General features: G+C 71.7%; 25 protein-coding genes and 1 tRNA gene. 13 read left to right on the plus strand and 13 right to left on the minus strand.

Going from position 1 to position 24,039, the window contains the following annotated elements; genetic code table 11:
- Nucleotides 1–112 precede the first annotated feature (112 nt).
- Nucleotides 113–1,330 carry a UbiH/UbiF/VisC/COQ6 family ubiquinone biosynthesis hydroxylase gene (locus tag EO081_RS14220; protein WP_129342780.1) on the plus strand — a complete coding sequence of 406 codons (1,218 nt, stop codon included), beginning with the start codon at nucleotides 113–115 and terminating at the stop codon, nucleotides 1,328–1,330.
- Nucleotides 1,331–1,436: 106 nt separating this feature from the next.
- Here the strand turns inward: EO081_RS14220 and EO081_RS14225 are convergent, their stop codons facing one another.
- From EO081_RS14225 to EO081_RS14240, 4 genes are read right to left on the minus strand one after another with little or no spacing between them, the layout of a single operon-like run.
- Nucleotides 1,437–1,826, minus strand: a complete 390-nt coding sequence (locus EO081_RS14225; protein WP_129342782.1) for a hypothetical protein — start codon at nucleotides 1,824–1,826, stop codon at nucleotides 1,437–1,439.
- Complete coding sequence (locus tag EO081_RS14230) at nucleotides 1,823–2,002, minus strand: Trm112 family protein (protein ID WP_129342784.1); 180 nt, start codon at nucleotides 2,000–2,002, stop codon at nucleotides 1,823–1,825. Before EO081_RS14230 ends, EO081_RS14225 begins: the two co-directional genes overlap by 4 nt.
- The gene (locus tag EO081_RS14235; RefSeq protein ID WP_129342786.1) at nucleotides 1,999–2,607 is read right to left on the minus strand and encodes an LON peptidase substrate-binding domain-containing protein; all 609 of its coding nucleotides are present in this window, start codon (nucleotides 2,605–2,607) and stop codon (nucleotides 1,999–2,001) included. Before EO081_RS14235 ends, EO081_RS14230 begins: the two co-directional genes overlap by 4 nt.
- A gap of 4 nt (nucleotides 2,608–2,611) precedes the next feature.
- Entirely contained in the window at nucleotides 2,612–3,514 is a 903-nt protein-coding gene (locus EO081_RS14240) for a tetratricopeptide repeat protein (RefSeq protein ID WP_129343309.1), read from the minus strand.
- Nucleotides 3,515–3,692: 178 nt separating this feature from the next.
- Between EO081_RS14240 and EO081_RS14245 the strand changes: the two genes are divergently transcribed.
- From EO081_RS14245 to EO081_RS14255, 3 genes are all read left to right on the plus strand, one after another.
- Nucleotides 3,693–3,767: transfer RNA gene (locus tag EO081_RS14245), tRNA-Gly, on the plus strand.
- Between the two features lie 123 nt (nucleotides 3,768–3,890).
- Nucleotides 3,891–4,694 (plus strand): DUF72 domain-containing protein, encoded by an 804-nt coding sequence (locus EO081_RS14250; RefSeq protein WP_129342788.1) that lies wholly within the window; start codon nucleotides 3,891–3,893, stop codon nucleotides 4,692–4,694.
- Nucleotides 4,695–4,703: 9 nt separating this feature from the next.
- On the plus strand, nucleotides 4,704–5,234 hold the full coding sequence (locus tag EO081_RS14255; protein WP_129342790.1) for a gamma carbonic anhydrase family protein: 531 nt from the start codon (nucleotides 4,704–4,706) through the stop codon (nucleotides 5,232–5,234).
- 323 nt (nucleotides 5,235–5,557) lie between these two features.
- Here EO081_RS14255 and EO081_RS14260 read toward each other — a convergent pair whose 3' ends face one another.
- The 4 genes from EO081_RS14260 to hemC are packed head-to-tail and all read right to left on the minus strand — an operon-like array spanning nucleotide 5,558 to nucleotide 9,342.
- A complete protein-coding gene (locus EO081_RS14260) occupies nucleotides 5,558–6,742 on the minus strand; it encodes an acyl-CoA dehydrogenase (protein WP_129342792.1) in 1,185 nt (394 codons plus the stop codon).
- A gap of 11 nt (nucleotides 6,743–6,753) precedes the next feature.
- Nucleotides 6,754–7,713, minus strand: a complete 960-nt coding sequence (locus EO081_RS14265; protein WP_240697695.1) for a hypothetical protein — start codon at nucleotides 7,711–7,713, stop codon at nucleotides 6,754–6,756.
- A 31-nt stretch (nucleotides 7,714–7,744) separates the two neighbouring features.
- Nucleotides 7,745–8,419 (minus strand): uroporphyrinogen-III synthase, encoded by a 675-nt coding sequence (locus tag EO081_RS14270; RefSeq protein WP_129342794.1) that lies wholly within the window; start codon nucleotides 8,417–8,419, stop codon nucleotides 7,745–7,747.
- Entirely contained in the window at nucleotides 8,416–9,342 is a 927-nt protein-coding gene (gene hemC / locus EO081_RS14275) for a hydroxymethylbilane synthase (protein ID WP_129343313.1), read from the minus strand. The genes EO081_RS14270 and hemC overlap by 4 nt, the downstream gene beginning before the upstream one ends.
- Nucleotides 9,343–9,421: 79 nt before the next feature.
- Here hemC and tsaD point away from each other — a divergent pair, with 79 nt between their 5' ends.
- Genes tsaD through EO081_RS14290 form a run of 3 tightly spaced genes read left to right on the plus strand, consistent with a single transcriptional unit; the run spans nucleotide 9,422 to nucleotide 11,866 of the window.
- The gene (gene tsaD / locus EO081_RS14280; protein WP_129342796.1) at nucleotides 9,422–10,462 is read left to right on the plus strand and encodes a tRNA (adenosine(37)-N6)-threonylcarbamoyltransferase complex transferase subunit TsaD; all 1,041 of its coding nucleotides are present in this window, start codon (nucleotides 9,422–9,424) and stop codon (nucleotides 10,460–10,462) included.
- Entirely contained in the window at nucleotides 10,459–11,439 is a 981-nt protein-coding gene (locus EO081_RS14285) for an NAD(P)H-dependent glycerol-3-phosphate dehydrogenase (protein ID WP_129342798.1), read from the plus strand. The genes tsaD and EO081_RS14285 overlap by 4 nt, the downstream gene beginning before the upstream one ends.
- A 4-nt stretch (nucleotides 11,440–11,443) precedes the next feature.
- Nucleotides 11,444–11,866 carry a VOC family protein gene (locus tag EO081_RS14290; RefSeq protein WP_206364393.1) on the plus strand — a complete coding sequence of 141 codons (423 nt, stop codon included), beginning with the start codon at nucleotides 11,444–11,446 and terminating at the stop codon, nucleotides 11,864–11,866.
- Between the two features lie 32 nt (nucleotides 11,867–11,898).
- Here the strand turns inward: EO081_RS14290 and EO081_RS14295 are convergent, their stop codons facing one another.
- Entirely contained in the window at nucleotides 11,899–12,570 is a 672-nt protein-coding gene (locus EO081_RS14295) for a c-type cytochrome (RefSeq protein ID WP_129342800.1), read from the minus strand.
- 115 nt (nucleotides 12,571–12,685) lie between these two features.
- Here EO081_RS14295 and EO081_RS14300 point away from each other — a divergent pair, with 115 nt between their 5' ends.
- Entirely contained in the window at nucleotides 12,686–13,576 is an 891-nt protein-coding gene (locus EO081_RS14300; RefSeq protein WP_129342802.1) for a prephenate dehydratase, read from the plus strand.
- A 4-nt stretch (nucleotides 13,577–13,580) separates the two neighbouring features.
- On the opposite strand, the gene nudC is transcribed toward EO081_RS14300, so the two are convergent.
- Genes nudC through mutY form a run of 3 tightly spaced genes read right to left on the minus strand, consistent with a single transcriptional unit; the run spans nucleotide 13,581 to nucleotide 16,776 of the window.
- Entirely contained in the window at nucleotides 13,581–14,450 is an 870-nt protein-coding gene (gene nudC, locus EO081_RS14305) for an NAD(+) diphosphatase (protein ID WP_129342804.1), read from the minus strand.
- The gene (locus tag EO081_RS14310; RefSeq protein WP_129342806.1) at nucleotides 14,447–15,736 is read right to left on the minus strand and encodes a serine hydrolase domain-containing protein; all 1,290 of its coding nucleotides are present in this window, start codon (nucleotides 15,734–15,736) and stop codon (nucleotides 14,447–14,449) included. The genes nudC and EO081_RS14310 overlap by 4 nt, the downstream gene beginning before the upstream one ends.
- Nucleotides 15,733–16,776 carry an A/G-specific adenine glycosylase gene (mutY, locus tag EO081_RS14315; protein ID WP_129342807.1) on the minus strand — a complete coding sequence of 348 codons (1,044 nt, stop codon included), beginning with the start codon at nucleotides 16,774–16,776 and terminating at the stop codon, nucleotides 15,733–15,735. The genes EO081_RS14310 and mutY overlap by 4 nt, the downstream gene beginning before the upstream one ends.
- Before the next feature lie 28 nt (nucleotides 16,777–16,804).
- Here mutY and EO081_RS14320 point away from each other — a divergent pair, with 28 nt between their 5' ends.
- From EO081_RS14320 to EO081_RS14340, 5 genes are read left to right on the plus strand one after another with little or no spacing between them, the layout of a single operon-like run.
- Nucleotides 16,805–17,362, plus strand: a complete 558-nt coding sequence (locus tag EO081_RS14320) for a DUF721 domain-containing protein (RefSeq protein WP_129342809.1) — start codon at nucleotides 16,805–16,807, stop codon at nucleotides 17,360–17,362.
- Nucleotides 17,362–18,045 (plus strand): DsbA family protein, encoded by a 684-nt coding sequence (locus tag EO081_RS14325; RefSeq protein ID WP_129342811.1) that lies wholly within the window; start codon nucleotides 17,362–17,364, stop codon nucleotides 18,043–18,045. Before EO081_RS14320 ends, EO081_RS14325 begins: the two co-directional genes overlap by 1 nt.
- Before the next feature lie 29 nt (nucleotides 18,046–18,074).
- Nucleotides 18,075–18,806 carry a thioredoxin domain-containing protein gene (locus EO081_RS14330; RefSeq protein WP_129342813.1) on the plus strand — a complete coding sequence of 244 codons (732 nt, stop codon included), beginning with the start codon at nucleotides 18,075–18,077 and terminating at the stop codon, nucleotides 18,804–18,806.
- A 27-nt stretch (nucleotides 18,807–18,833) separates the two neighbouring features.
- On the plus strand, nucleotides 18,834–22,247 hold the full coding sequence (locus tag EO081_RS14335; RefSeq protein ID WP_129342815.1) for a chromosome segregation SMC family protein: 3,414 nt from the start codon (nucleotides 18,834–18,836) through the stop codon (nucleotides 22,245–22,247).
- Nucleotides 22,248–22,251: 4 nt separating this feature from the next.
- Entirely contained in the window at nucleotides 22,252–22,608 is a 357-nt protein-coding gene (locus tag EO081_RS14340; RefSeq protein ID WP_129342817.1) for a hypothetical protein, read from the plus strand.
- 317 nt (nucleotides 22,609–22,925) lie between these two features.
- On the opposite strand, the gene EO081_RS14345 is transcribed toward EO081_RS14340, so the two are convergent.
- A complete protein-coding gene (locus EO081_RS14345; protein ID WP_129342819.1) occupies nucleotides 22,926–24,038 on the minus strand; it encodes a glycoside hydrolase family 130 protein in 1,113 nt (370 codons plus the stop codon).
- Nucleotide 24,039 lies beyond the last annotated feature (1 nt).

Raw genomic sequence — 24,039 nt, forward strand, 5'->3', positions numbered from 1 at the left:
GAATATTCTGAAAAACCGGCATGATGCATCGCGCGCGCCGACTCCGTCGTCAAGGCGGCGGGAATCGGCCCGGCCCTTTGCGCGGCCGGGTTTCCGCACTACACCGGCGGCCATGCAGCAAGCGGACGTCCTCATCCTCGGCGGCGGACTGGTGGGCAGCACGCTCGCCGTCGCACTCGCCGCCCATGGCCTCACCGCGATCGTGATCGATCCCGCCGACCCGGCGGTGATCCTCGCGCCCGGCTTCGACGGCCGCGCCTCGGCGATCGCGAGCGCCAGCCATCGCATGTTCGAGGCGCTTGGGATCGCGCAGCAACTGGAGGGCAAGGGGTGCCCGATCCGGGCGATCCGTGCCACCGACGGGCTGGCACCGGGCGCGCTCGACTTCGTGCCGGACGCCGACGCGCCGCCGCTCGGCGTCATGTACGAGAACAAGGCGATCCGCCGCGCGCTGCTTGAGGCTGCCGAGGCCGCGCCGGGCGTGGACCTCCGGATGCGGACGCGTGCGGTGTCGGTCGACCGGGGCCCGAATGGCGTGACGGTGGTGACCGACAAGGGCGATACCCTGACCGCCCCGCTGCTGATCGCGGCCGAGGGACGCAATTCGCCGACGCGCGAGGCGGCGCGGATCCGGGTGGCGCGCTGGAGCTACGACCATGTCGCGATGATCGCGACGCTGAACCACGAACACAGCCACGAGAACGTCGCGTACGAGATCTTCTATCCGGCCGGGCCGTTCGCGATCCTGCCGATGAACGACGACGCCAACGGCCATCGCTCGGCCATCGTGTGGACGGTGGATGCGAAGGACGCGCCGGGGCTGCTCAAGCTGTCCGACCGCGGCTGGCTGGCCGAGGCGTCGAAGCGGATGGGCGGCTTCCTGGGGCGGCTGGGGCCGCTGTCGCCGCGATCGAGCTACCCGCTCGGCTTCCACCATGCCGCGACGATCACCGCGGACCGGCTGGCGCTGGTGGGGGACGCTGCGCACGGCATCCACCCGATCGCGGGGCAGGGGCTCAACCTGGGGCTGCGCGACGTGGCCGCGCTGGTCGAGGTGCTGGTCGAGGGCAAGCGGCTGGGCATGGACTTGGGCGATCCGCACCTGCTCAAGCGCTACGGCCACTGGCGCGGGCTCGACACGCTGGCGGTGGCGACGGCGACGGATGGGCTCACGCGGCTGTTCGGGATCCCAGGTAAGACCGCTAGTGCGGTGCGGCGCTTCGGGCTTTCCGCGGTCGATCGCATCCCGCCGCTCAAGGCCCGCTTCATGGCCGAGGCGCGCGGCGAGACCGGGCAGCTGCCGAAGCTGTTGCAGGGCGAGCTCGCCTGACACTGCGGCACCCGTGCTCCTGCGCAGGCAGGAGCCCAGGGTTACTGATCGTCGCGTTCGTGGCTCTGGGCTCCTGCTTCCGCAGGAGCACGGGTCTCAACCGTAGCTACCGTTCCGCCGAGTCGCTCTGCTCGGCCTCTGTCGGCGCCGCCTGCGGGCGCGTCATGATGAAGCTGCCGCCCCAGGCGCCGTGCACGTGCCAATGGCCGGTGATCTCGTCGCCCTCCGCATTCACCGTCCCGCGATATTCGACGACGTCATACTCCTCGCTCGCCGGAGCGTAGAATTTGGTGAAGCGCACCGCCCGGCCGTCGCGGGTGCCGTCGACTGCGGAGGTGAGGTGGCGGCCGACCACGACGACGGCGTCGATCTCCTCGATGGTGCCGCCCAGCCGCCCCCCCGACTCGGCGAGCGTCGCGCGAAAGCTGGTGGCGGGCAGGTCCCCGGGATAGTTGAAGATCCCGAGCCACACGCCGCTCAGGTTCCCGTCGCTCATGCGTCGAGTGGGCGGGCTTCCTCGACCAGCAGGACGGGGACGCCGTCGCGGACGGGGTAGGCGAGCCCGGCCGCCTCCGAGACCAGTTCCTGCGCCTGCGCGTCCCAGCGCAGCGGCGTGCGCGTCACCGGGCATACCAGGATCGACAGCAGCCAGGGATCGAGCGTCTTCGTCATTGCAGCGTCCTGCCTTCTTCGTCGCCGTGCCGGCCGAAGAACTGCATCAGCTGCACGATCAGTTCGGCGCGCGCCGACAGCGTGTCCGCCTCGAGCAGCGCCTGCTTGGATGCCGGGTCGAACGGCGCGATCTGGGCGATGCCGTTCACCAGCGTCTCGTCGTCGAGACGCGTCACCGATTCCCAGTCCACCGCATAGCCCTGCACCTCGGCGAAGCGGCGGGATTCCATCTCCAGCGACGCGCGCTCCGCGATCGCGAGCGCGCCGCTGGGCTGGTTCGGGAGCAGTTCCGCCTCCACCTGGCGGAAGGGCGTCGCGACATCGAGCTCCTGGAGCACGCGAAACCGTGCGAGCCCTTCCAGCACGATGTCGAAGCGGCCGTCGGGCAGCGCTTCCACGTCGATGATCTGGCCGACGCAGCCCATGCCGAACAACGCCGGGCGCTCGCCGCCGTCGCGCGGCTGGATCATGCCGATCCGCCGGTCGCGGGCGAGGGCGTCGGACACCATCGCCCGATAGCGCGGCTCAAAGATGTGCAGCGGCAGGTGCATGCCCGGAAACAGCAGCGCGCCCGAAAGCGGGAAGATCGAGACGCGGCTCGCCATTCGCTCAGCCGAACAGGACGGCGGAGAGCTTGCGGCGCTGCGCGGATACCCAGGGATCTTCCAGGCCGACGGCCTCGAACAGCTTGAGCAACTGCTGGCGGGCAGCGCCCTCGTTCCATTCGCGATCGGCGGCGATGATCGACAGCAGCGTGGCTGCGGCCGAATCGCGGTCGCCGGTCGCCATCTGCCCGCCGGCGAGCCGGAAGCGCGCGTCCAGGTCCTCCGGATTGGCGGCCACCTCGGCAGCGAGGCCGGCGAGATCGTCCACCGGCTGCGCTTCCCGTGCCAGCGCCAAGGCGGCGCGGGCACGCTCGACCTCCGGGTTCTTGGCGGCTTCGGCAGGAAGGGCGGCGATCGCGGCCTCCGCCTCCTCGTTGCGGCCGAGCGCCATCAGTGCACGGACGCGGCCAACGGCGACGCCGACATGCTCCGGGGCGAGCTCGGCAACCTGGTCGAAGATCGAGAGCGCACGCTCGGCGTCGCCGCCGGCGAGCACCTCCTCGCCCATCTGGACCAGGGGCTCGATGTCGGCACCGGCATCTTCGCCCGCGGCGCCGGGCTCCACCGGCAGCTGGCGCAGGATCTGGTCGAGCATGCCCTTGAGCTGGCTCTCGGTGCGCGCCTGGGTCAGGTCGGCGACCAGCTGGCCCTGGAACATCGCATAGACGGTGGGGATCGACCGCACCTGGAATTGCGAGGCGATGAACTGGTTCTTGTCGGTGTCGATCTTGGCCAGCACCACGCCCTTGTCGGCATAGGCGGCGGCGACCTTCTCGAGTACGGGGCCGAGCGCCTTGCAAGGCCCGCACCATTCCGTCCAGAAATCGATGATCACCAGCTTGGTCATCGACGGTTCGACGACGTCGCGGCGGAAGGCTTCCACGGCCTCCTTCTCGGCGGCGGACAGTCCAAGCGTGGCCAAGGCGTGCTCCTGTTGCGATTGCGGTCAGCGTTGGCCGCCTATGTGGGCGCTGGGATGCGGCAGGCCAAGTCTTTTCGAAAAAGTGCAAGAAGGGGGTTGTCGGGTCTAAAAGTCGCTGCTAGTTGCCCCACCTCGCCGGGGCACACCGGCGAAACGCCAGAGAGCGGGCGTAGCTCAGGGGTAGAGCACAACCTTGCCAAGGTTGGGGTCGAGGGTTCGAATCCCTTCGCCCGCTCCAGTCGTCCACCAGCGAGGTGGACCCATTCACCAGCATTGATGCGATACCGGCTTGTGCCGGAACGGCTTGCGCCGCCAACTCGCTGCGTCCTAGCTCAGCACTCCAGCGGTGCAGGAGAGCGGCATGACGAACAGCAGCGCCCCGGTGCGGGTCGGGATCGGCGGATGGAGCTTTCCGCCCTGGCGCGGCACCTTCTATCCGCAAGGACTGGCGCAGAAGCGCGAGCTGGAGTTCGCTTCGCGCGCGATGACCGCGATCGAGATCAACGCGACCTATCATGGCAGCCAGAAGCCGGCGAGCTTCGCCAATTGGGCCAGCACGGCGCCCGAGGGCTTCGTCTTCGCGGTCAAGGGATCGCGCTACGTCACGAACCGCAAGGTGCTGGGGGAAGCGGGCGAATCGATCCAGCGGTTCCTGAATCAGGGAATCGTCGAACTCGGAGACAAGCTCGGGCCGATCCTGTGGCAGTTCATGGCCACCAAGCAGTTCGATGCGGACGACTTCGCCGCGTTCCTGCGGCTGCTGCCGCGAAAGCATGACGGCGTCGCGCTGCGGCATGCGGTGCAGGTCCGTCATGAGAGCTTCGCGGTACCGGAATTCGTCGCGATGTCGCGCGATGCCAAGGTGGCGATCGCGTTCGCCGATTCGACGAGCTATCCCGCGATCGCCGACGTCACGGCAGACTTCGTCTACGCCCGGCTGGAAGCGGCGGAGGAGGCGGAGCCGGAGGGCTATGCGCCGGCAGCGCTCGACCGCTGGGCCAAGGCCGCGCAGAGCTGGGCTGCGGGCGGCGTGCCGGAGGGACTGCCCTATGTCGAAGCGGCGCCGCCGCCGGTGGAGCCGCGTGAGACCTTCATCTTCTGCATCAACGGGGCCAAGGTGCGCGCGCCCGCGGCCGCACAGGCGCTGATCGCGCGGCTCGGCTGAGGAGGATGGATGCCGCTGTATGCGATCGAGGGGCTGGCGCCACGGCTTCCGGAAGACGGGTCGAGCTGGGTGGCGCCCTCGGCCGACGTGATCGGGGATGCGCGGCTGGGGCGTGAGGTGGGGGTGTGGTTCGGCGCCGTGATCCGCGCCGACAACACGCCGATTCGGATCGGTGACCGCACCAACATCCAGGAAGGGGCGATGCTCCACTCCGATCCGGGCAGCCCTCTGACGATCGGGGCGGGGGTGACCGTGGGCCATCATGCGATCCTCCACGGCTGTACGATCGAAGACGATGTGCTGATCGGCATGGGCGCGATCGTGCTCAACCGCGCGGTGATCGGCGCCGGATCGCTGGTGGGCGCGGGCGCGCTGGTGACCGAGGACAAGGTGTTCCCGCCGGGCAGCCTGATCGTGGGCAGCCCCGCGCGGGTGGTGCGGAGCCTGGACGAAGTAGCGATCGCCCGCCTGCGCCGCTCGGCGGACGGCTATGCGGAGCGCCAGCGGCGATACGCGCAGGGGCTGACGCGAATCGACTGAGCGTACCAGGCTGGGACGAAGTTGAGGAAGTTGAGGCTCGAACCCATCTTTGACCTGCCCTTTCCTGACCACGCGACTCGGTGTGCCAGTGCGGAGCCGAGTAGGACAGGATAGAACGTGGCCGGATCAACAGTTGGGGTGGGCCTCTCGATCGTCCCCCCTCTTACCGTTCGCCTCGAGTAGCCATCGAGCTTGTCGAGATGGCGTATCGAGAGGTCAGCGCTCGCGGCTCTCTCGATACGGGCTCTCGACGAGCTCGATCCCTACTCGAGATGAACGGGATTGGGGAACGGAATGGGCGACCGTGGTGAGCGCCGGACGGCCTAGAACGCCGCGATTCCCGTAATCGCCCGCCCCAGGATCAGGCCGTGGACGTCGTGCGTGCCTTCATAGGTGTTCACGGTCTCCAGGTTGATCGCGTGGCGCAGCACGTGGAAGTCGGCGGAGATGCCGTTGCCGCCGTGCAGGTCGCGGGCGACGCGGGCAATGGTGAGCGCCTTGCCGCAGTTGTTGCGCTTGAGCAGCGAGATCGCCTCGGGCGCGAGGGTGCCGTCGTCGAACATGCGGCCGCAGCGCAGCGCCGCCTGCAGGCCGAGCGCGATCTCCGTCTCCATGTCGGCGAGCTTGATCTGCACCAGCTGCTTGGAGGCGAGCGGCACGCCGAACTGGTGCCGATCGAGCGTATAGGCCCGCGCCGCGTGGAAACAGGCCTCCGCCGCGCCCATCGCGCCCCAGCCGATGCCGTAACGGGCGCGGTTGAGGCAGCCGAACGGGCCCTTCAGCCCTTCGGCGTTCGGCAGCAACGCGTCCTCGCCCACCTCGACGCCGTCCATGACGATCTCGCCGGTGACGGAGGCGCGCAGGGAGAGCTTGCCCTCGATCTCCGGCGCGGCCAGGCCCCTGGTGCCCTTGTCGAGCAGGAAGCCGCGGATTCTGCCGCCGTGCGCGTCGGACTTGGCCCAGACCACGAACACGTCTGCGATCGGCGCGTTGGTGATCCAGGTCTTGGTACCGGACAGGCGATAGCCGCCGTCGATCGCCTCTGCGCGGGTGCGCATGCCGCCGGGATCGGAGCCGGCGTCGGGCTCGGTCAGACCGAAGCAGCCGACCCATTCGCCGGTGGCGAGTTTCGGGAGGTACTTTCGCCGTTGCGCTTCCGATCCATAGGCGTGGATCGGCTGCATCACGAGGCTGGACTGGACGCTCATCGCCGAGCGGTAGCCGGAGTCCACCGCCTCCACCGCGCGCGCGACCAGGCCATAGGAGACATAGCCGAGGCCGGCGCCGCCATATTCGGCCGGGATGGTCGCGCCGAGCAGGCCGAGCGCACCCATCTCGGGAAGGATGTCGCGGTCGAAGTCTTCGTTCAGATAGGCCTGGGTGACCCGCGGCAGCAGCTTGTCCTGGGCATAGGCCTGGGCGGTGTCGCGGACGAGGCGCTCCTCTTCGGTCAGCTGCACGTCGAGGCCGAACGGGTCTGCCCAGTCGAACCGGCCCATGTCGGCCATTGCAGCCTCCTTCAGGTGCCGGTCTGGTTCACGCCGGCCTGGTCGTCCTGTCCGGGATCGGACCCGACAGGCGCCGCTTCGTCCGCCATCGGCTGGGCGGCGGAGGGGACCGGAAGCGGCGCCGGCGGCACGGGCAGGGTGCCGCCGCCCTGGATCGCCACCGTCTCGATCGCGTTCAGCGCCTGGCGCGCGGCGATGTAGCGGCGGGCCGCGTCCATCCAGCTCTGCGCGTTGGCGGCGCCGGGCATGCGCGCGATCTCCGCCAGAGCGCCCTCGACCTGGGCGGCGTCCAGTCGCCGGCGCGCACGGGCGAGCCGGTCGGCCGGCAACATGCTGGGGCTCGCATCCTGGCGGATGATGATCAGCTGCGACAGTTCGCGGCGGATGCCCTGCCACCAGCTTTCGTCCGGACCGCCGCCCGAAAGCTTGGGCGCGATCGTGTCGAGTGCGAGCCGCAGGTCCTCCAGCGTCACCGGCTGGCGCGCGGCGGCGATGACGGTTGCCACCGCCTGCGGCTCGGCCGCGGCGAAACGCTGGCGCAGCTGGTCTTCGATATAGCCGAGCGCGAGGCCGCGATCGAGCGCGCGGCGGGCGGCAAAGGCGACCAGCAGCCCTTCGGCGCGGGTCGCGAAACCGGAAGCCGCCCGCGAGCTGGTGTCGACGTTGGCGAGCCGCGCCTCAAGCTCCGCGATGTGCGCGGCGAGTACCTGCTCCCGCTGCGACAGCGTGGCGATGTCGGCCGGGCGCTGCGCCGGCGGGCGGGCGTTCTGGGGGGTGGCAGGCAGCGGTGCGCTCTGGACCACGGCCGGGGTGGCCGCCGGGCCAAGGCCGATCCAGGCGCCGAAGCGGTGGACCAAGCCGGCCATGGCCGCCAGTCCGAGCACAAAGGCGAGGAGCGCGATCCACAGCATGGTGTTCCCGCGCGGCTTGCGGGGAGCCCCCGTGGCGGAGGTCGCCGTTTCCATCGTCATGCCGCCCTTATCCTCGCGGCGGTGCGCGCGGTCAATCGGCGAGGCGGATTGCGGCGTCGACCAGTGCCGGGTCGGAGGGCCGGGGTGCGACGGCGACCGCGTCCCAGCCGTCTCCGCCGGCCCGGGCGGCCGCGGGGCTGATGGCGGCGAGCCGCAGGGCGGACGGGGGGACCCCGGCTTCGGCGAGCACGTGCCGGAGCCGCTCGGCGGCGCGCGGGGAGTGGGCCAGGGCAACGCTGCCGGCGAGGCGGCGGACGGCGTCCAGGGGCGGCGCCAGAGCCGTGCTGGCGTAGACCGCGACCGTGCGGGAGACCGCGGGGTGCTCCGAAAGGCGGAGGGATTCGCCGCCCAGCCACAGGGCGCGACGGACGCCGGCTTCCAAGGCGGTGTCGAGCAGCGTTTCGGCCCCTTCCGTCCCGGTCCGCACCACGGTCAAGCCCGAGCCTGCGGCAGCGCGGGCGGTCGCTTCCCCGATCGCCCACACCGGGAGCATGGCCAGCCCGGCGAGTTGCGGCCCCGCGTGGCGGACCGTGTTGGCGCTGGTCAGGACGAGCGCGTCATGGTCCGATGCGGCAACCGGCGGCCAGTGCCGTTGCTCCACGTGAAACAATGGGACGCGCAACGGCTGGTGGCCCGCAGCGGTGATCCGCGCGGCGGTCGCGGTCGCACCCGGTTCGGGGCGCAGCACCGCGAGGGGGCGGCTCATTCGCCGGCGAACAGCCGCCGCACGCTGTCGGGCGCGCGGGCGAGCAGGTCCTGCGCCAGGGCGGGGGCGAGCCCGATGTCCCCGACGGAGCCCTCGGCGGAGCCACCGACGTGCGCGCTGCCGTCCTGTGCATAGAGTTCCGCGCGAAGCGTCAGGCGGTTGCCCGTGATCGTGGCAAGCGCGGCGACGGGGGAACGGCAGTCGGCGCCAAGTGCCTCCAGCAGCGCGCGCTCGGCCGACACGGCCGCGCGGGTGTCGGCGTGGCCGATGGCGCCGACGAGTTCGCGTGCACGCGCATCCTCGGCCCGTACCTCGATGCCGACCGCGCCTTGCGACGGGGCGGGAAGCATCACGTCGAGCGGCACCGGGGTGCCCACGTCTTCGCGGCCCAGCCGCACCAGCCCGGCCGAGGCGAGCAGGGTCGCGTCCACCTCCCCTGCGGCGAGCTTGGCAAGGCGCGTCTCGACGTTTCCGCGGAACAGCACGATCTTCGCATCCGGACGGTGGCGGAGCACCTGGGCGGCGCGGCGCGGCGAGCTGGTGCCGACCACGGCGCCCTGCGGCAGCTCTGCCAGCGCCGCGACGCCGAGGATGCGGTCGCGAACATCAGCGCGGGGCAGCATCGCGGCGATGGCGATGCGGGTCGGGCGGATCGTCTCGACGTCCTTCATCGAGTGGACGGCGGCATCGATCTCGTCCTCCAGGAGCGCGCGGTCGAGCTCCTTGGTCCACAGCGCCTTGCCGCCGATTTCGGCGAGCGCGCGATCCTGCACGCGGTCGCCGGTGGTGCGGATCGGCACGATCGCGATCCGGTCGGGCGACCAGCCATGGGCGGCGGCGAGCGCGTCGCGGGTCATGTGCGCCTGCGCCATCGCCAGCGGCGAGCCGCGCGTGCCGAGACGAAAGAGGGGAGCGGTGTCCATGTTTGCGGGGTAGGCAAGCAGCCGGGCTTCGACAAGCCGCCCCTTCGACAAGCTTCCTCCGAGCGGATAGAAGCGGGCCATGTCTGCCCCCCTGATCCTCGGGCTCGAATCGAGCTGCGACGAGACCGCTGCCGCGCTGGTCCGCGGCGACCGCACCATTTTGTCGCACAAGCTCGCCGGCCAGGAGGCGCATCACGCGCCGTTCGGCGGGGTGGTGCCGGAGATCGCCGCGCGCGCCCATGTCGAGGTGCTGGGGCCGCTGGTGGAGGCGGCGCTGGCGGATGCAGGCGTGAAGCTGGGCGAGGTCGACGCGATCGCCGCGACCGCAGGGCCGGGGCTGATCGGCGGGGTCATGGTCGGGCTGGTGACCGGCAAGGCGCTGGCGCTGTCGGCGGGCAAGCCGCTGGTCGCGGTCAACCATCTGGAGGGCCATGCGCTGAGCCCCCGGCTTGCCGATCCGGACCTCGCCTTCCCCTATCTGCTGCTGCTGGTGTCGGGCGGGCATTGTCAGCTGCTGCTGGTGGAGGGCGTCGGCGCCTATCGCCGGCTGGCGACCACCATCGACGATGCTGCGGGCGAGGCATTCGACAAGACCGCGAAGCTGCTCGGGCTCGGATTTCCCGGCGGGCCGGCGGTCGAGCGGGCGGCGGCCGATGGCGATCCTCGCGCGGTGCCGCTGCCGCGGCCGCTGGTCGGATCGGGCGAGCCGCATTTCTCGTTCGCGGGGCTGAAGAGCGCGGTGCTGCGCGCGCGCGATGCCGGCATCCATGCGACGCCCGACATCGCCGCCTCGTTCCAGCAGGCGGTGGTCGACTGCCTGGTCGATCGTACCCGCCGGGCGCTGGGACGCATCGCGCCGCCGACCGCGCTGGTGGTGGCGGGCGGAGTCGCTGCCAATCGCGCGGTGCGGGGGGCGCTGGAGCAGGTCGCGGCCGAGCATCGCCTGCGCTTCGTGGCGCCGCCCTTGTGGCTGTGCACCGACAATGCGGCGATGATCGCCTGGGCCGGTGCCGAGCGGTTCCAGGCGGGGCTTACCGACGCGCTCGACGTGCCGGCGCGGGCGCGCTGGCCGCTGGATCCGGAAGGCGAGCGCGTGCGTGGCGCGGGGGTGAAGGCATGAGCGTGCTGGGTGTATTGGGGGGCGGTGCCTGGGGCACGGCGCTGGCGCAGGTGCTGGCGAGCGGCGGCCACTACGTACGGCTGTGGGTGCGCGAGCCGGAGGTGATCCAGGCGATCAACGGGACCCACGAAAATCCGCTGTTCCTCCCCGGCCGTACCCTGTCCGACCGCATCGAGGCGGTCGGGGACATCACCTGGGTGGCGGAGGCGGCGGCCGTGCTGGTGGTGACGCCGGCGCAGCACATGCGATCGGTTCTCGCCGACCTGCCGCGCCACGGCCAGCCGCTGATCCTGTGCTCCAAGGGGATCGAGGCGGGAAGCCTCAAGTTCCTGCACGAGGTGGCGCGCGAGGCCGTCGACGGATCGCCGGTTGCGGTGCTGTCCGGGCCGACCTTTGCGCATGAGGTCGCGGCGGGGCTGCCCACCGCCGTCACGCTGGCGGCGGAGGATGCCGCGCTCGCCCACCGCCTGGCGGCAACCATCGCGCAGCCGACGCTGCGCCCCTATGTCTCGACCGACGTGGTCGGCGCGGAGGTGGGCGGCGCGGTCAAGAACGTGCTGGCGATCGCGTGCGGCGTGGTCGAGGGCGCAGGGCTCGGCCAGAATGCGCGCGCGGCGGTGATCGCCCGCGGCTTTGCCGAGATGACCCGCTTCGGCCTGGCGCGCGGGGCGCGGGCGGAGACGCTGTCGGGGCTGTCGGGGCTGGGCGACCTGGTGCTGACCTGTTCGTCGACCAGCTCGCGCAACTTCTCGCTGGGCGTCGGGCTTGGGCAGGGCCGGCCGGCGGAGGATCTGCTCGCCGACCGGCGGACGGTGGCGGAGGGCGCGCATACCGCGCCCGTGCTGGCGCAAGCGGCGGCAGCCGCCGGGGTCGACATGCCAGTGACAGAAGCCGTGTGCCAGCTGCTCGCGGGCGCGGACGTCGGCCGGGTGGTCGAGGCGCTGCTCACCCGCCCGCTGCGGGAAGAAGGCTTCTGACGCGGTGCCGGAGGTGCCGCCCATCTCCGGCCTGCTCGAAACCGCGCTCTACGTCGCCGACATGGCGCGCGCGGCCGACTTCTTTCGCGAGGTGCTGAGATTGCGGCCGATGCTCACGGGCGAGCGGCTGACGGCGTTCGACGCCGGCCGCTCGGGCGTGCTGCTGCTGTTCCTGGCCGGAGCCTCGAGGGAGGACATGCCGGGTGCCGGCGGCGTGATCCCGGGCCATGACGGCAGCGGGCCGGTGCACATGGCGTTCGCGATTCCCGCCGGCAGCGAGGATGCGTGGCGGGCGCACCTCGCGGCGCACGATGTGGCGCTGCGCAGCGAAGTGGCGTGGCCGCGCGGCGGGCGCAGCCTCTATTTCGAGGACCCCGACGGGCACGTCCTGGAACTCGCCACGCCGGGTCTCTGGCCCAACTACTGACCGGCTCCGGCCGCGCGCCGGAGCCCCCGGGGTCAGTCGCTCTTCTTGGCAGCCTGGACGGCGGCAGCCGGGTCGACCGACGGCGCGCCCGACGCCGGGGTGGCGGCGTTCTCGAGGTCGGCGGTCGGCGCACCCTCGGCCACATTGGCCTCCGCCTGGGTAGCCGGCGCCTCGCCTGCGGCGGGTGCGGCCGGGAGCGGCAGGTTCGAGCCCTGGGAATTGAGGTAGGCGACGACGTTCGCGCGGTCCTGCGCGTTGCCGAGGCCGGCAAAGGTCATCTTGGTGCCCGGGGCATATTTACGTGGGGAGGTCAGCCAGGCGTCCATCGCGTCGAAGTCCCAATTGCCGGGGACCGACTTCAGCGCGTCGGAATAGGCGAAGTTCGGCAGGTGGCCGTGCGGCTTGCCCACGACACCATAGAGGTTGGGACCGATGCCGTTGGCGCCGCCCTGGTTGATGGTGTGGCAGGCGGTACACTTCTTGAACACCTCGGCGCCCTTGGCCGGATCGGCCGAGGCGAGCAGCGTCGCGAACGGAACCGCGTCCGCACCGCCGGCGCCTTCGCCTTCCACCCCCTCGATCGGATAGCCCATCTTTTCCGGGCGCCCGCCTTCGAAAATCATGCCGCTGGCGACGGTCAGGCCCAAAGCAGCGGCCAGACCAGCCAAAGTCCAGCCAGCGATCGTGTTCATCCGATTGTCCATGCCGCCGCCGATTTCTCGCTAAACAAGGGAAGATTGTTACGCTTTACGTCGGTCTGCCCCTGCGTCGCAAGCAGGCCTTGCGTCGTTGACATCGCGCAACTAATCGCCTGCCCCCATGCAGAGCTATGCCGCACCGGCGCGGGCCTTGGTCGCGCGCATGACCGAAGCGGCGCGCGCAGCCCCCGAACGCGCCGTCGCCTATCAGGGGGCACCGGGCGCGAACTCCCATGTCGCCGCCAACCAGGCGCTGCCGGACGGGCTGCCGCTGCCGTGCTTCAGCTTTGCCGATGCGGTGGAGGCGGTGCTGAGCGGGGCGGCCGGTTGCGGGATCATCCCGATCGAGAATTCGCTGCACGGCCGTGTCGCCGACATGCATTTCCTGCTGCCCGAATCGGGCCTGGTGATCGTGGGCGAGCATTTCCTGCCGATCCGTCACACGCTGATGGGGGTGGGCCGGCTGGAGCAGGTGACGCAGGCGACCAGCCATGAACAGGCGCTGGGGCAGTGCCGCCGCTGGCTTGCGGATCGCGGGATCGCGCCGGTCGCGTATGCGGACACGGCCGGCGCGGCGGCGCTGGTGGCGGAAACCGGGGACCCGGGCCTGGCCGCGCTGGCGCCACCCGGGGCGGCCGGGCTCTACGGGCTCAACGTGCTCGCCAGCGACATCGCCGATGCTGCGCACAATACCACGCGCTTCGTGATCCTGGCGCGCGAGGCGCGGCGCGAGCGGGTCGAGGGGCCGGCGATGACCAGCCTGGTGTTCGAGGTGAAGAACGTGCCCGCAGCGCTGTTCAAGGCGCTCGGCGGCTTTGCGACCAACGGCGTCAACATGACCAAGCTGGAGAGCTACCAGCGCGACGCGAGCTTCACCGCGTCGGAGTTCTTCGCCGACATCGAGGGGCAGCCGGGCGACGTCGCCGTGGACCGTGCCCTCGACGAGCTGCGCTATCACAGCAAATGGGTGCGCCTGCTCGGCAGCTATCCCCGCGCCCGCGAGCGCGGCTGACCGGCTAGGCCTGCGTGTCCAACCAATGGGCGAGCAGGCTGTAGGCGATGGCATAGTCCGGCGGGGCGTCGAACCGTGCACCCTCGGCTCGGGCGAGCGCAGCGGCGACCTCGTCGCGGGTCGCCCAGAAGGCGTCCTCCAGCTCGTCGGTATCCAGGCGGATGCGGTCGTCGAGCGCTTCGCCGATGCAGGCGAGCATCAGCTGCGAGGGGAAGGGCCAGGGCTGGCTGGCGACGTAGCGGACGGCGCCCACCGGGACGCCTGCCTCCTCCAGCACTTCGCGCCGGACGGCCTCTTCCAGCGATTCGCCCACCTCCACGAAGCCGGCGAGTGCCGAGTAGCGGCCGGGTGCCCAAGACGCCTGGCGGCCCAGGAGGACGCGGCCGTCGTATTCGGCGAGCATGATGACGACCGGGTCGGTTCGCGGGAAATGCTGCGCAGCACAGGCGGGGCAGCGACGCGCCCAGCCGGCGCGGAACGGTTCGGTCCCGGTGCCGCAATTGGCGCAGAAGCGGTGCCGTCGGTGCCAGTCGGCAAGGCTGCGTGCGGCCGCATAGGTGGCGGCGTCGGCAGCCGGCATGGCGGCGAGCGCTTCCATCAGGCCGGGCGAGCGGCTGACCGGCGATCCTTCCGCATCGAGCGCTGCGACGAAGCGCGGGACGCCGGCGTCATAGCCCAGAAATAGCGGCGCCACTTCGGCCGGAAGCGTGTCGAGTGCGTCCCAGACGATGCGGCCATGGGCGTCCACTTCCGGTTCCAGCGCGCGCAGGCGCAGCAGCCGGGCGCGCGGATCGGCGAGGGCGGCGGCGAGTGCCTCCGGATCGTCGCGCTCGCGATCGGCACGGTCGAGGGTGCCGCCGGTGAAGCCGATCATCGCCGGAGGTCCGCGAGCACCGCCCGCGTCAGATCGGCGCGCAGCGGCCAGCGATCGGCGGGGAAGTAGTTCACCATCACGGTGCCGCGCAGCTGGTGGGCGGGATCGACGAAGGCGAGGGTGCCGGCGGCACCGCCCCAGCCGTAGGTGCCCTTGCCGAGTCCCCCGGGCGTATCCTCCAGATACACGGAGCCGCCGGCGCCGAAGCCCATCTTCGGCGCGTTGGTGCCGCCGGTGCTCGCGTCGACGCCCCCGAAGCGGACCCCGGCGGGGAGCAGGTCGGACATGGCGAGCGCCACCGTCTCCGGCTTCAGGACGCGCGTGCCGTCGAGCGTGCCGCGGTTCTGGAGCATGTGAAGGAAGCGATCATAGTCGCGCGCCGACATGACGAGGCCGGCGCCGCCATAGGGGAAGCTCGGCGGCCGCAGGAAGATCGAGGTCGCGGCGGGATCGAACGGCACCGCCCGGTCGCCCACGAAGACATAGTTGGTGGCGAGCCTTCCGGCCTGGTCGGCGGGAACCTGCCAGTAGGTGGAGGTCATGCCGAGCGGGCCGAACATCCGCGTCTGGAGGAAGCGTTCGAACGGCATCCCGCTTGCGACCTCGATGACGCGGCCCATCAGGTCGAGGCTGACCGAATAGCTCCATGTGCTGCCCGGGTCGGCGATCAGCGGCAGGGTGGCGAGGCGGTCGGCGAACTCGGCGAGCGACTTCGGCCGCACGCGCGCCATCTCCGCCTCGACCTTGGGGTTGATCGCGCCGGGGAGGATGCCGAGCCGCTCGTATTCGTGGAGCAGCGGCCCCTTGGTGACGATCGAATAGCCCAGGCCCGCGGTGTGGGTGAGCAGGTGGCGAATGGTGATCGGCCGCGCGGCGGGGCGGCTGGCAAGGCTGTGCTCGGGATCGGTCAGCACGCGCATCTTGGCGAAGGCGGGAAGGAAGTCCGACACCGGCTGGTCGAGCCGCATCTTGCCGTCCTCGATCAGCATCATCGCCGCCATCGCCGTGATCGGCTTCGTCATCGAATAGACGCGCCACAGAGAATCCGGCGTGACGGGAGCGCCGCCCTCGCTCAGCGTTCCCTTGGCCACGAAGCGGGTGTCGCCCGGGCCGCCGATCGCGACGGCGATTCCCGGCGCGCGGCCCTGAGCGACATAGCGGTCGGCGAGCGATTCGACGCTGGGGAGCGCGGCTGCCGGGCGGCTGGCCGCGACCTGGGCGCTTGCGACCGGCGGGGCGACCAGTGCCAGCGTCGCGATGCCTGCCATCCATGCCCGTGCCGTCATCGCAATCCCTCCATCAGCCGCTGTGCGCGGACGAACACCGTGGGCATGCCCGCTTCGTCGAGCGAGTCGATCGGCCACCATTCGCCGTCTGGTGCGGGCATGTGGGCCGGCAGCGTGGCTGCCGCAACCGTGCAGCTCAGGCGGAAGTGGGTGAAGCCATGAGCGACGGCACCCATCACCTGCCAGTCGGCGTCGACCGGTGCCTCGGCCATGCCGGGGGGCGTCTCCGCCCAGGGGCCGGTGGGCAGCGCGCGCATGCCGCCGAGCAGCCCCTTGGCGGGACGGCGGACCAGCAGCACCCGAGCGTCGTGTTCGAGCCAGAAGAGCGTGCCGTGGCGCTGCGGCTTCTCACGCCTGGGCGCCTTGCGCGGAAAGGCTTCCGGGTGGCCGGTGGCAAAGCCGTCGCACTCGGTGCGTACCGGACAGAGCAGGCAGCGCGGCGTGCGCGGGGTGCAGATGCCGGAGCCCAGATCCATCATCGCCTGGGCGAAGTCGCCGGCACGGGCATCGGGGGTGATCGATTCGGTGGCGGTGCGGATCGCGGGGCGACCGGCGGGGAGCGGCTGGGGGAGAGCGAACAGTCGTGCGACCACGCGCTCGACATTGGCGTCCACGACCACCGCGCGGCGGCCGAAGGCGATCGCTGCGATCGCGGCGGCGGTATAGGCGCCGAGACCGGGGAGGGCGCGCAGGCCCTCTTCGGTATCGGGAAGCATGCCGCCATGCTCGTTCGCCACGGCACGGGCGCAGGCGAGCAGGTTGCGGGCGCGGGCGTAGTAGCCGAGCCCTGCCCAGGCGGCCATCAGCTCGGCATCCTCGGCGGCGGCGAGGCTCGCGAAATCGGGCCAGCGGGCGACGAATTTTTCGAAGTACGGGCGCACGGTCGCGACCTGGGTCTGCTGGAGCATCACCTCCGACAGCCAGACGCGATACGGGTCCGGCGCGGGGGTGCCGGGCGGCGCGCGCCACGGAAGACTGCGCGCATTGGCGTCGTACCAGTCGAGCAGGGCGGGAGCGATTGCAGAAAGGTTGGCGGGCACCCCGCGCCTATGGCATGGGTGGCCTGCGATGACGACGCCCTCCAAAGCCCCCGCTGTTACCAAGGCCCGGCCTCCCAAGGAGGAGCCGAAGCGCCACGGCTATGCGCGCGCGGTGGCGGACCTGTTGCCGGACATCGGCCGGGCGGCGTTCCGCAAGTTCGGCTTCGTCCAGAGCGCGGTGGTGAGCCGCTGGCCCGAGATCGTCGGCGAACGCTACGCTCGGGTGTCGGCCCCCGAATCGATCCGCTTCCCGCAGGGGCAGCGCGCCGACGGGGTGCTGACGCTGGTGGTGCACGGCGCGCACGTCACCATGATGCAGCACATCGGCCCCGAGATCGTCGAGCGGGTGAACCGCTTCTTCGGCTATGCCGCGGTCGGCCGGATCGCGTTCAAGCAGGGCGACGTGCGCCGCGCGCAGCGGGTGGCGCCGCCGCGGCCGCAGCCGACGCACGTGCCGGCCGAGCTGGGCGACAGCCTGCGCACCATCGCCGACCCGGAGCTGAAGGCGGTGCTTTCGGCGCTGGCCGCCGGCGTCGCGGCGCCGCCGACGCCGCTTTCGATTCCGGTTCTGGGAAAGGTTCGTTGATGCGGTTGCTGGGAGTGCTCGCGGGTGTGCTCGCGGGGCTGGTGATGACGGGTGGCGCAGAGGCGCAGCCGGCACGCGACTGGCGCACGGCGACAGTGAAGGCGGCGAGCGGCGGCTATCAGATCGGCAACCCGCAGGCGCGCGTCACGCTGGTCGAATATGTCAGCTACACCTGCCCGCACTGCGGCCATTTCGTCGAGGAATCCAAGGCGCCGCTCCACGACGGCCTGGTCCGCAACGGCCAGGTGCGGGTGGAGATCCGCAACTTCGTGCGCGATCCGCTGGACCTGGCCAGCGCCTTGCTCGCGCGCTGCGGCGGGACGGCGCGGTTCGCGCGCCAGCACGCGCTGATCTTTGCGAACCAGAAGGCGCTGCTCGACAAGGCGATGGCGTTCCAGGCCACGCCCGATGCGTTCAAGGGCGCGACGACGATCGAGGCGCGGCTGCGGCGGATCGCCGCGGGCTCCGGCCTGACGGCGCTGATGACGCGCAGCGGGCTTTCCCCGCAGCAGGCGGACCGCTGCCTGATCGACGCGGCCGCGCGCCAGGAGCTCGTCGGTGCGACCGAAAAGCTCCAGGGCCGGATCGAGGGCACGCCGAGCTTCGAGATCGACGGCAATCTGCTGGCCGCCAACAGCTGGGCCGAGGTCGAGCCCCCGCTGCGCCAGGCGCTGCAGCGCTGAACCCCCATTCTCTTCACGGAGCCATTTCCATGCGTATCGCCCTTCCTCTGCTGCCCCTTCTCCTGCTCGCCGGTTGCGGTGGTGGGGACGCGGGCTCCGGCAACAGCGGTGCGCCCGCACAGAAGGTCGCGGCGGTAGCAGCGCCGGCCGGCACCAGCTGGGCCGAGACCGTGTCGGTGACGCCGGAGGGCGGCTATCGCATGGGCAACCCCGATGCCGCGATCAAGCTGGTCGAATATGGCTCGCGCACCTGCCCGACCTGCGGCCAGTTCGGGCGTGATTCGGTGCCGGCGCTGGCGGACACCTATGTCGCGAGCGGCAAAGTCTCCTACGAATTCCGCGACTTCGCGGTGCATGGCGCGCCGGATCTGGCGGCCGGTCTGCTCGGCCGCTGCGGCGGGACGGGGCCGTTCTTCCCGATCCTCGACCAGATGTACGCCAACCAGAATGCGGTGCTGGAGAAGCTCCAGTCGCTGCCGGAAAGCTTCCAAGCGCAGGTGCAGCAGATGCCGCCGGCGCAGGCGGTGTCGCTGTGGGCGCAGCAGCTGGGCTACATCGACTTCGTCAAGCAGCGCGGCATTCCCGAGGCGAAGGCGCGCCAGTGCCTGGCCGACCAGAAGGGCCTGGAGGCGCTCGTCAAGATCACCGAGGAAGCCGCCGACAAGGTGACGGGCACCCCGAGCTTCTTCCTGAACGACAACAAGCTGGACGCGGTGAACTGGACGCAGGTCGAGGCGGCGCTGCGCGACGCCGGCGCCTGATCCCCGACTGACCGGGCGCGCGCGGCGATGCGGATCCGGCGGCTGCGCCTGTCCGGCTTCAAGAGCTTCGTCGACGCCTCCGACCTGGTGATCGAGCAGGGGCTGACCGGCGTGGTCGGCCCCAATGGCTGCGGCAAGTCGAACCTCCTCGAAGCGCTGCGCTGGACAATGGGCGAGAACTCCGCCCGGTCGATGCGCGGCGCGGCGATGGAGGACGTGATCTTCGCCGGCACCGCGACGCGCCCGCCGCGCGACTTCGCCGAGGTGTCGATCCTGGCCGACGAGGTCGGGCCGGAGGGTGAGGAAGTGGAGGTGGTGCGCCGGATCGAGCGCGGCGCCGGCTCCGCCTATCGAATCAACGGCCGCGACGTGCGCGCCAAGGACGTCGCGCTCTTGTTCGCGGACGCCGCCACCGGCGCGCATTCGCCCGCGCTGGTCAGCCAGAACCGGATCAGCGCCGTCATCTCCGCCAAGCCGGCCGAGCGGCGGGCGATGCTGGAGGAAGCGGCGGGGATCGCCGGGCTCCACGTCCGCAGGCGCGATGCCGAGAACCGGCTGCGCGCAACCGAGGCCAATCTGGCGCGGCTGGCCGAGGTGCTGGCCGACCAGGACGGACGCATCGCGCAGCTGCGGCGGCAGGCACGGCAGGCGGAACGCTATCGCGAGCTTTCGGGGCGGATCCGCGTCGCGGAGGCGCGGCTGATCTTTGCGCGCTGGCGGGACGCGGCGGCGGCGGCGGATGGGGCGCGGGCGGAAGCCCGGGATGCGGAGGCGCTGGTCGCCACGTGCACGGCGGAACAGGCGGCGGCGGAAGCGGCGCAGGCGGCGGCCGTGGCGGCGCTCGCCACCCATCGCAGCAGTGCCCAGGCGGCGCGCGACGCGCTGTCGGAAGCGACGCACCGGCGCGAGGCGCTGGTGGCGCAGCGCGGGGCTGCCGAACGGCGGCTGCGCGAGCTGGAGGCGGCAGTCGCCCGCATCGCCGAGGATCGCGGGCGCGAGGGCGCCTTGGCGAGCGACGCGGCCGAGGCGCTGGCGCGGCTCTCGGCCGAGGGCAGGGCCCTGGAGACCGAAGCGGCCGCGGCCGATGCCGCGCTGCCGGAACTGACGGCGGCACTGGCGGCGGCAGAGCAGGCGAGCCGCGATGCCGAGGTGGCGCTTGCCCAGGCGCTGGCGCGGCAGGCGAGCGAACTGGCCGATGTCCGCGTCGCGCGCGCCGCGCTGCAGGCGGCACAGGCGCGGCTGGAGCGTGCCACTCGCGACGAGCGGCGGATCGCGGCCGAACTGGCGGCGCTGGCCGATGCGGCGCCGCTCCAGGCCGCGCGCGCGGCGGCAGCCGACGCGCGGGAGAAGGCGCTCGGCGGGATCGAGCATGCGCGGGCGACGCTGGCGTCGGCGGACGCGGAAGAGCGGGCGCAGGCCGGCCGGCGGGAGGCCGCGCAGGCGGCGCGCGCGACCGCGGCGGCGGAACTGGCGGCGCTCGACGGCGAAGCGGCGGCGCTGGAGCGCGCGCAGCGGCGCGGCGGGCGCGAGCGGCTGCTCGACCGGCTGGAGGTGGCACCGGGCTATGAGCGCGCGCTGGCGGCGGCCTTGGGCGATGACGTGGAGGCGGGGCTCGACCCGGCGGACGAACGCTATTGGGGCGGGGCCGAGGCGACGCCTGCCGACCCGCCGCCACCGCCGGGCGTTTCCCGGCTGTCGGGGCAGGTGGTGGCGCCGGAGGTGCTGGGGCGCAGGCTCCACCAGGTATTCGTGTGCGAGGTCGACACCGGCACGTCGCTCGCGGTGGGGCAGCGGCTGGTGACGCTCGACGGGGCGCTGCGGCGCTGGGACGGCTTCCGGGCGGTGGCAGGCGGTGGGGCCGCGGCGGCGGAGCGGCTGGAGCGGGCGAATCGGCTGCGCGCGATCGCGGCGGCGCGTCCGCAGGCAGCGGCTGCGGTCGAGCAGGCGGCGGTGGCGCTTACGGAAGCGGAGGCGGCGATTCGCGCTGCCAAGACGCAGGCGGCCGAGGCGCGGCGCAGCGTCGAATCGCACGAAGCCGCCGCGCGCGAGGCGGCCCGCGCCGAGGACCGGGCGACGGCGGCGATCGAGCGCGCCGAATCGCAGCGCGCCGACCTCGCCGCGCGCCAGCGTCGGGCGGCGCTCGACCTGGAGGAGGCGGTGGGCGAGGCGACCCGCGCCGAAGCGGCGGTGGCGGCGCTGCCGGACGGGAGCGGAACCCAGGCGGAGGTCGCCCGGCTGTCGGCCGAGGCGGAGGCGCGGCGTGGCGGGGTGGCGGACGCGCGCGCGGCGGCGGGCGAACGCGAGCGGGCCGCCACCGCGGCGCGGACGCGGATCACGGCGGCGGCGGCGGAAGCCAAGGGCTGGAAACAGCGCGCGGGCGAGGCGGTGCGGCGCATCGCCGATCTCGACAAGCGCGCCACCGACAGTGCGCGCGAGCGCGACGCGATTGCGGGGCGGCCGGATGCGCTGTCGATCGAGATCGAGACGGTAACGGCGGCCTTGCTGGGCGCGCGCGAGGCGGTGGATGCCGCCCAGCGCGAGGAACATGCCGCCGAACAGGCGCTGCGGGCGGCGGAGACGGCGTTGCGGGCGATCGGCGAGTCGCTGGCTGCGGCGCGCGAGGCGCGCGCGGGTGCGGCGGCGCGTGCGGAGAACCACGATCAGCGGCGGGTGGAGACGGCGCGGCTGTCGGGCGAACGTTTCGAATGTCCCCCGCCGTTGTTGCCGGATCGGCTGGGGTTCGAGAGCGCCGAGGTGGCGACCCCCGAGGCGGAGGCGGCGGCGCACGACCGGCTGACGGCGGAGCGCGAGCGCATCGGTCCGGTGAACCTGGTGGCGGATCGTGAGCTCGCCGAGCTGGATGCGGCGCGGGCGAGCGGCGACGGCGAGCGTGCCGAACTGGAGCTGGCGGTGAATCGCCTGCGCGGCTCCATCGGCATTCTCAATCGCGAGGGGCGGCAGCGGCTGCTGGCCGCCTTCCATGCGGTCAACGCGCATTTCCAGCGCCTGTTCGGCACGCTGTTCAATGGCGGTCAGGCGCATCTGGCGCTGGTCGATTCGGACGATCCGCTGGAGGCGGGATTAGAAATCCTGGCGCAACCGCCGGGCAAGCGGCTCCAGTCGCTCACCCTGCTGTCGGGCGGAGAGCAGGCGCTGACCGCGGTGGCGCTGATCTTCGGGCTGTTCCTGACCAGCCCGGCACCGATCTGCGTGCTGGACGAGGTCGACGCGCCGCTGGACGACGCCAACATCGACCGCTTCTGCGATCTGCTCGAGCGGATGACGGAGGAGACCGAGACACGCTACCTGATCGTCACCCACAATGCGGCGACGATGAGCCGGATGCACCGGCTGTTCGGGGTGACCATGGTCGAGCAGGGGGTGAGCCGGCTGGTGTCGGTCGACCTGCGCGGCGCCGAAACCTTGCTGGCGGCGGAGTAGCGCGATGATCCGACCTGGCCTGATGCTTGCCGCATTGCTGATGGCGCCCGCCCCCGCCATGGCGGAGCCGCAGGGCCTGCCCGGGCATTATTATCTCTCCGGCATGACCGAGGTCGGGTCGGAACTGCTGCTGCGCGGCGACGGGCGCTACCGCTGGATGCTTGCCTATGGCGCGCTCGACCTGGCGGTGGAGGGAAGCTGGACGCGCAGCGGCGACATGCTGACGCTGGTGGCGGATCCGGGCACGCTGGCAGAGGACGGGATGGAGTCGATCTTTGCGCGGATGGTGCTGCGGATCGAGCATGACGGCGCGCTGGTGCCGACGGAGAATTTGCGCGGGGCGTATCGCAAGGCACCGTAGGAGCCCGCGTTCTCAGCGCCCACCCGCAACGGAACGTCATCCTGACGGAAGTCGGATCCATTGCCGCTCCGCTTCCGCCTCTAGCGCTGCGTGTCTGGATCCTGACTTTCGTCAGCATGACGGGTGAGGGCTGGAGTCGGTTTCGCGGAATCAGGGCTGTCCCGGAGGGGTCAGTCCAGTCGCCTTGGCGCATGGCCAGCTTGGTACCCCGGCGAAGGCCGGGGTCCAGTTGGGAGGACGGAAGTTGGGTTCCGAGCCTCACCAACGGCACCGCAGCTGGACCCCGGCCTTCGCCGGGGCACGATACTCCCGTGGGCTCAGTCCAGCCGCGCCTTCGCGATCCGCGTCATGCGGCAGGCGAGGTCGGCTTCGCCCGACGCGACGAGCCAGCTGTCGCCTGCGTCGACGATGCCGGTCGTGAACACCACCGGCTGCGGCAGATAGGCCTGGTGCGCAAACGGCGCGATGAGATCGGGCGCAGCCTCCAGCACCGGAGCCGACTCCTCGCGCTCCAGGATGCGGGTGGGATCGTCGGCGTCGAGCAGCGCGCGATAGGTGCGGTAGACGCCGACTGCGCCCTGTTTCTCGACGCCGTGGTAGAGCAGCATCCAGCCGCGCGCCGTGCGCACCGGGGGCGTTCCGCCGCCGAGCTTGGAGGCGGCTGCGGCCTTCAAGGGCCGGATCGCGAAGTCGGCGACCGGGCGCCAGTGCAGCATGTCCGGCGAGGTGGCGAGATTGATCGACGGACCGCCGGCGTCGTCGTCGTCGGGCGGCATCGCGAACCAGGCGTCCGACAGCGGCCGCGTTAGGGCGAGATACCGGTCGCCGACCGTCCCCTCGAACGGGATCATGTCCTTGTTGCCGTGGTCGAGCACCAGGCCGCACGAACGCCAGTCGAGTCCGTTGTCGGAATCGTACATCACCGTGCACAGCCGCCCGCCCGACACCGCGCACACCGTCATCCACCAGCGATCGCCGATGCGGACGATGCGCGGATCCTCGATGCCATATTCGCCGTGGCGCGCGTCGGGCTCGATCGCGCGGTCGTAGTGGACGGCGACGATGCGCTGGCCTTCCGGATCGAGCTCGACCGGCAGCAGCCACGATAGCGAGGTGAGCCCCAGGAAGGGATAGGCGCCGCCCGACAGCACGAAGAAGCGCGGATCGGCCACGTCGGCACCCGCCGCGTCGAAATCGTCGAGCCGGTAGCCCACGGGCGTCCAGCGGATCGACCGCACCTGGCCGTCGCGGATCGGCTCGGCCAGGGCCTCGGCCACGCGGACCATCAGCAGCAGATTGCCGTTGGCGAGACGGGTGAGGCCGGGGTTGAAGGCGCCGAGCACGAAGGTCGGCTCGGCGATGCCGCGGCGAAGCGGCGAGCGGGCGAGGTCGACATCGTCGGGGGCGAAGACGATGCGGTCCTCGGCCATG

Origin of the sequence: Sphingomonas desiccabilis, from assembly GCF_004135605.1 — a bacterium.
In the GTDB taxonomy this organism is placed as follows: Bacteria; Pseudomonadota; Alphaproteobacteria; order Sphingomonadales; family Sphingomonadaceae; genus Sphingomonas; species Sphingomonas desiccabilis.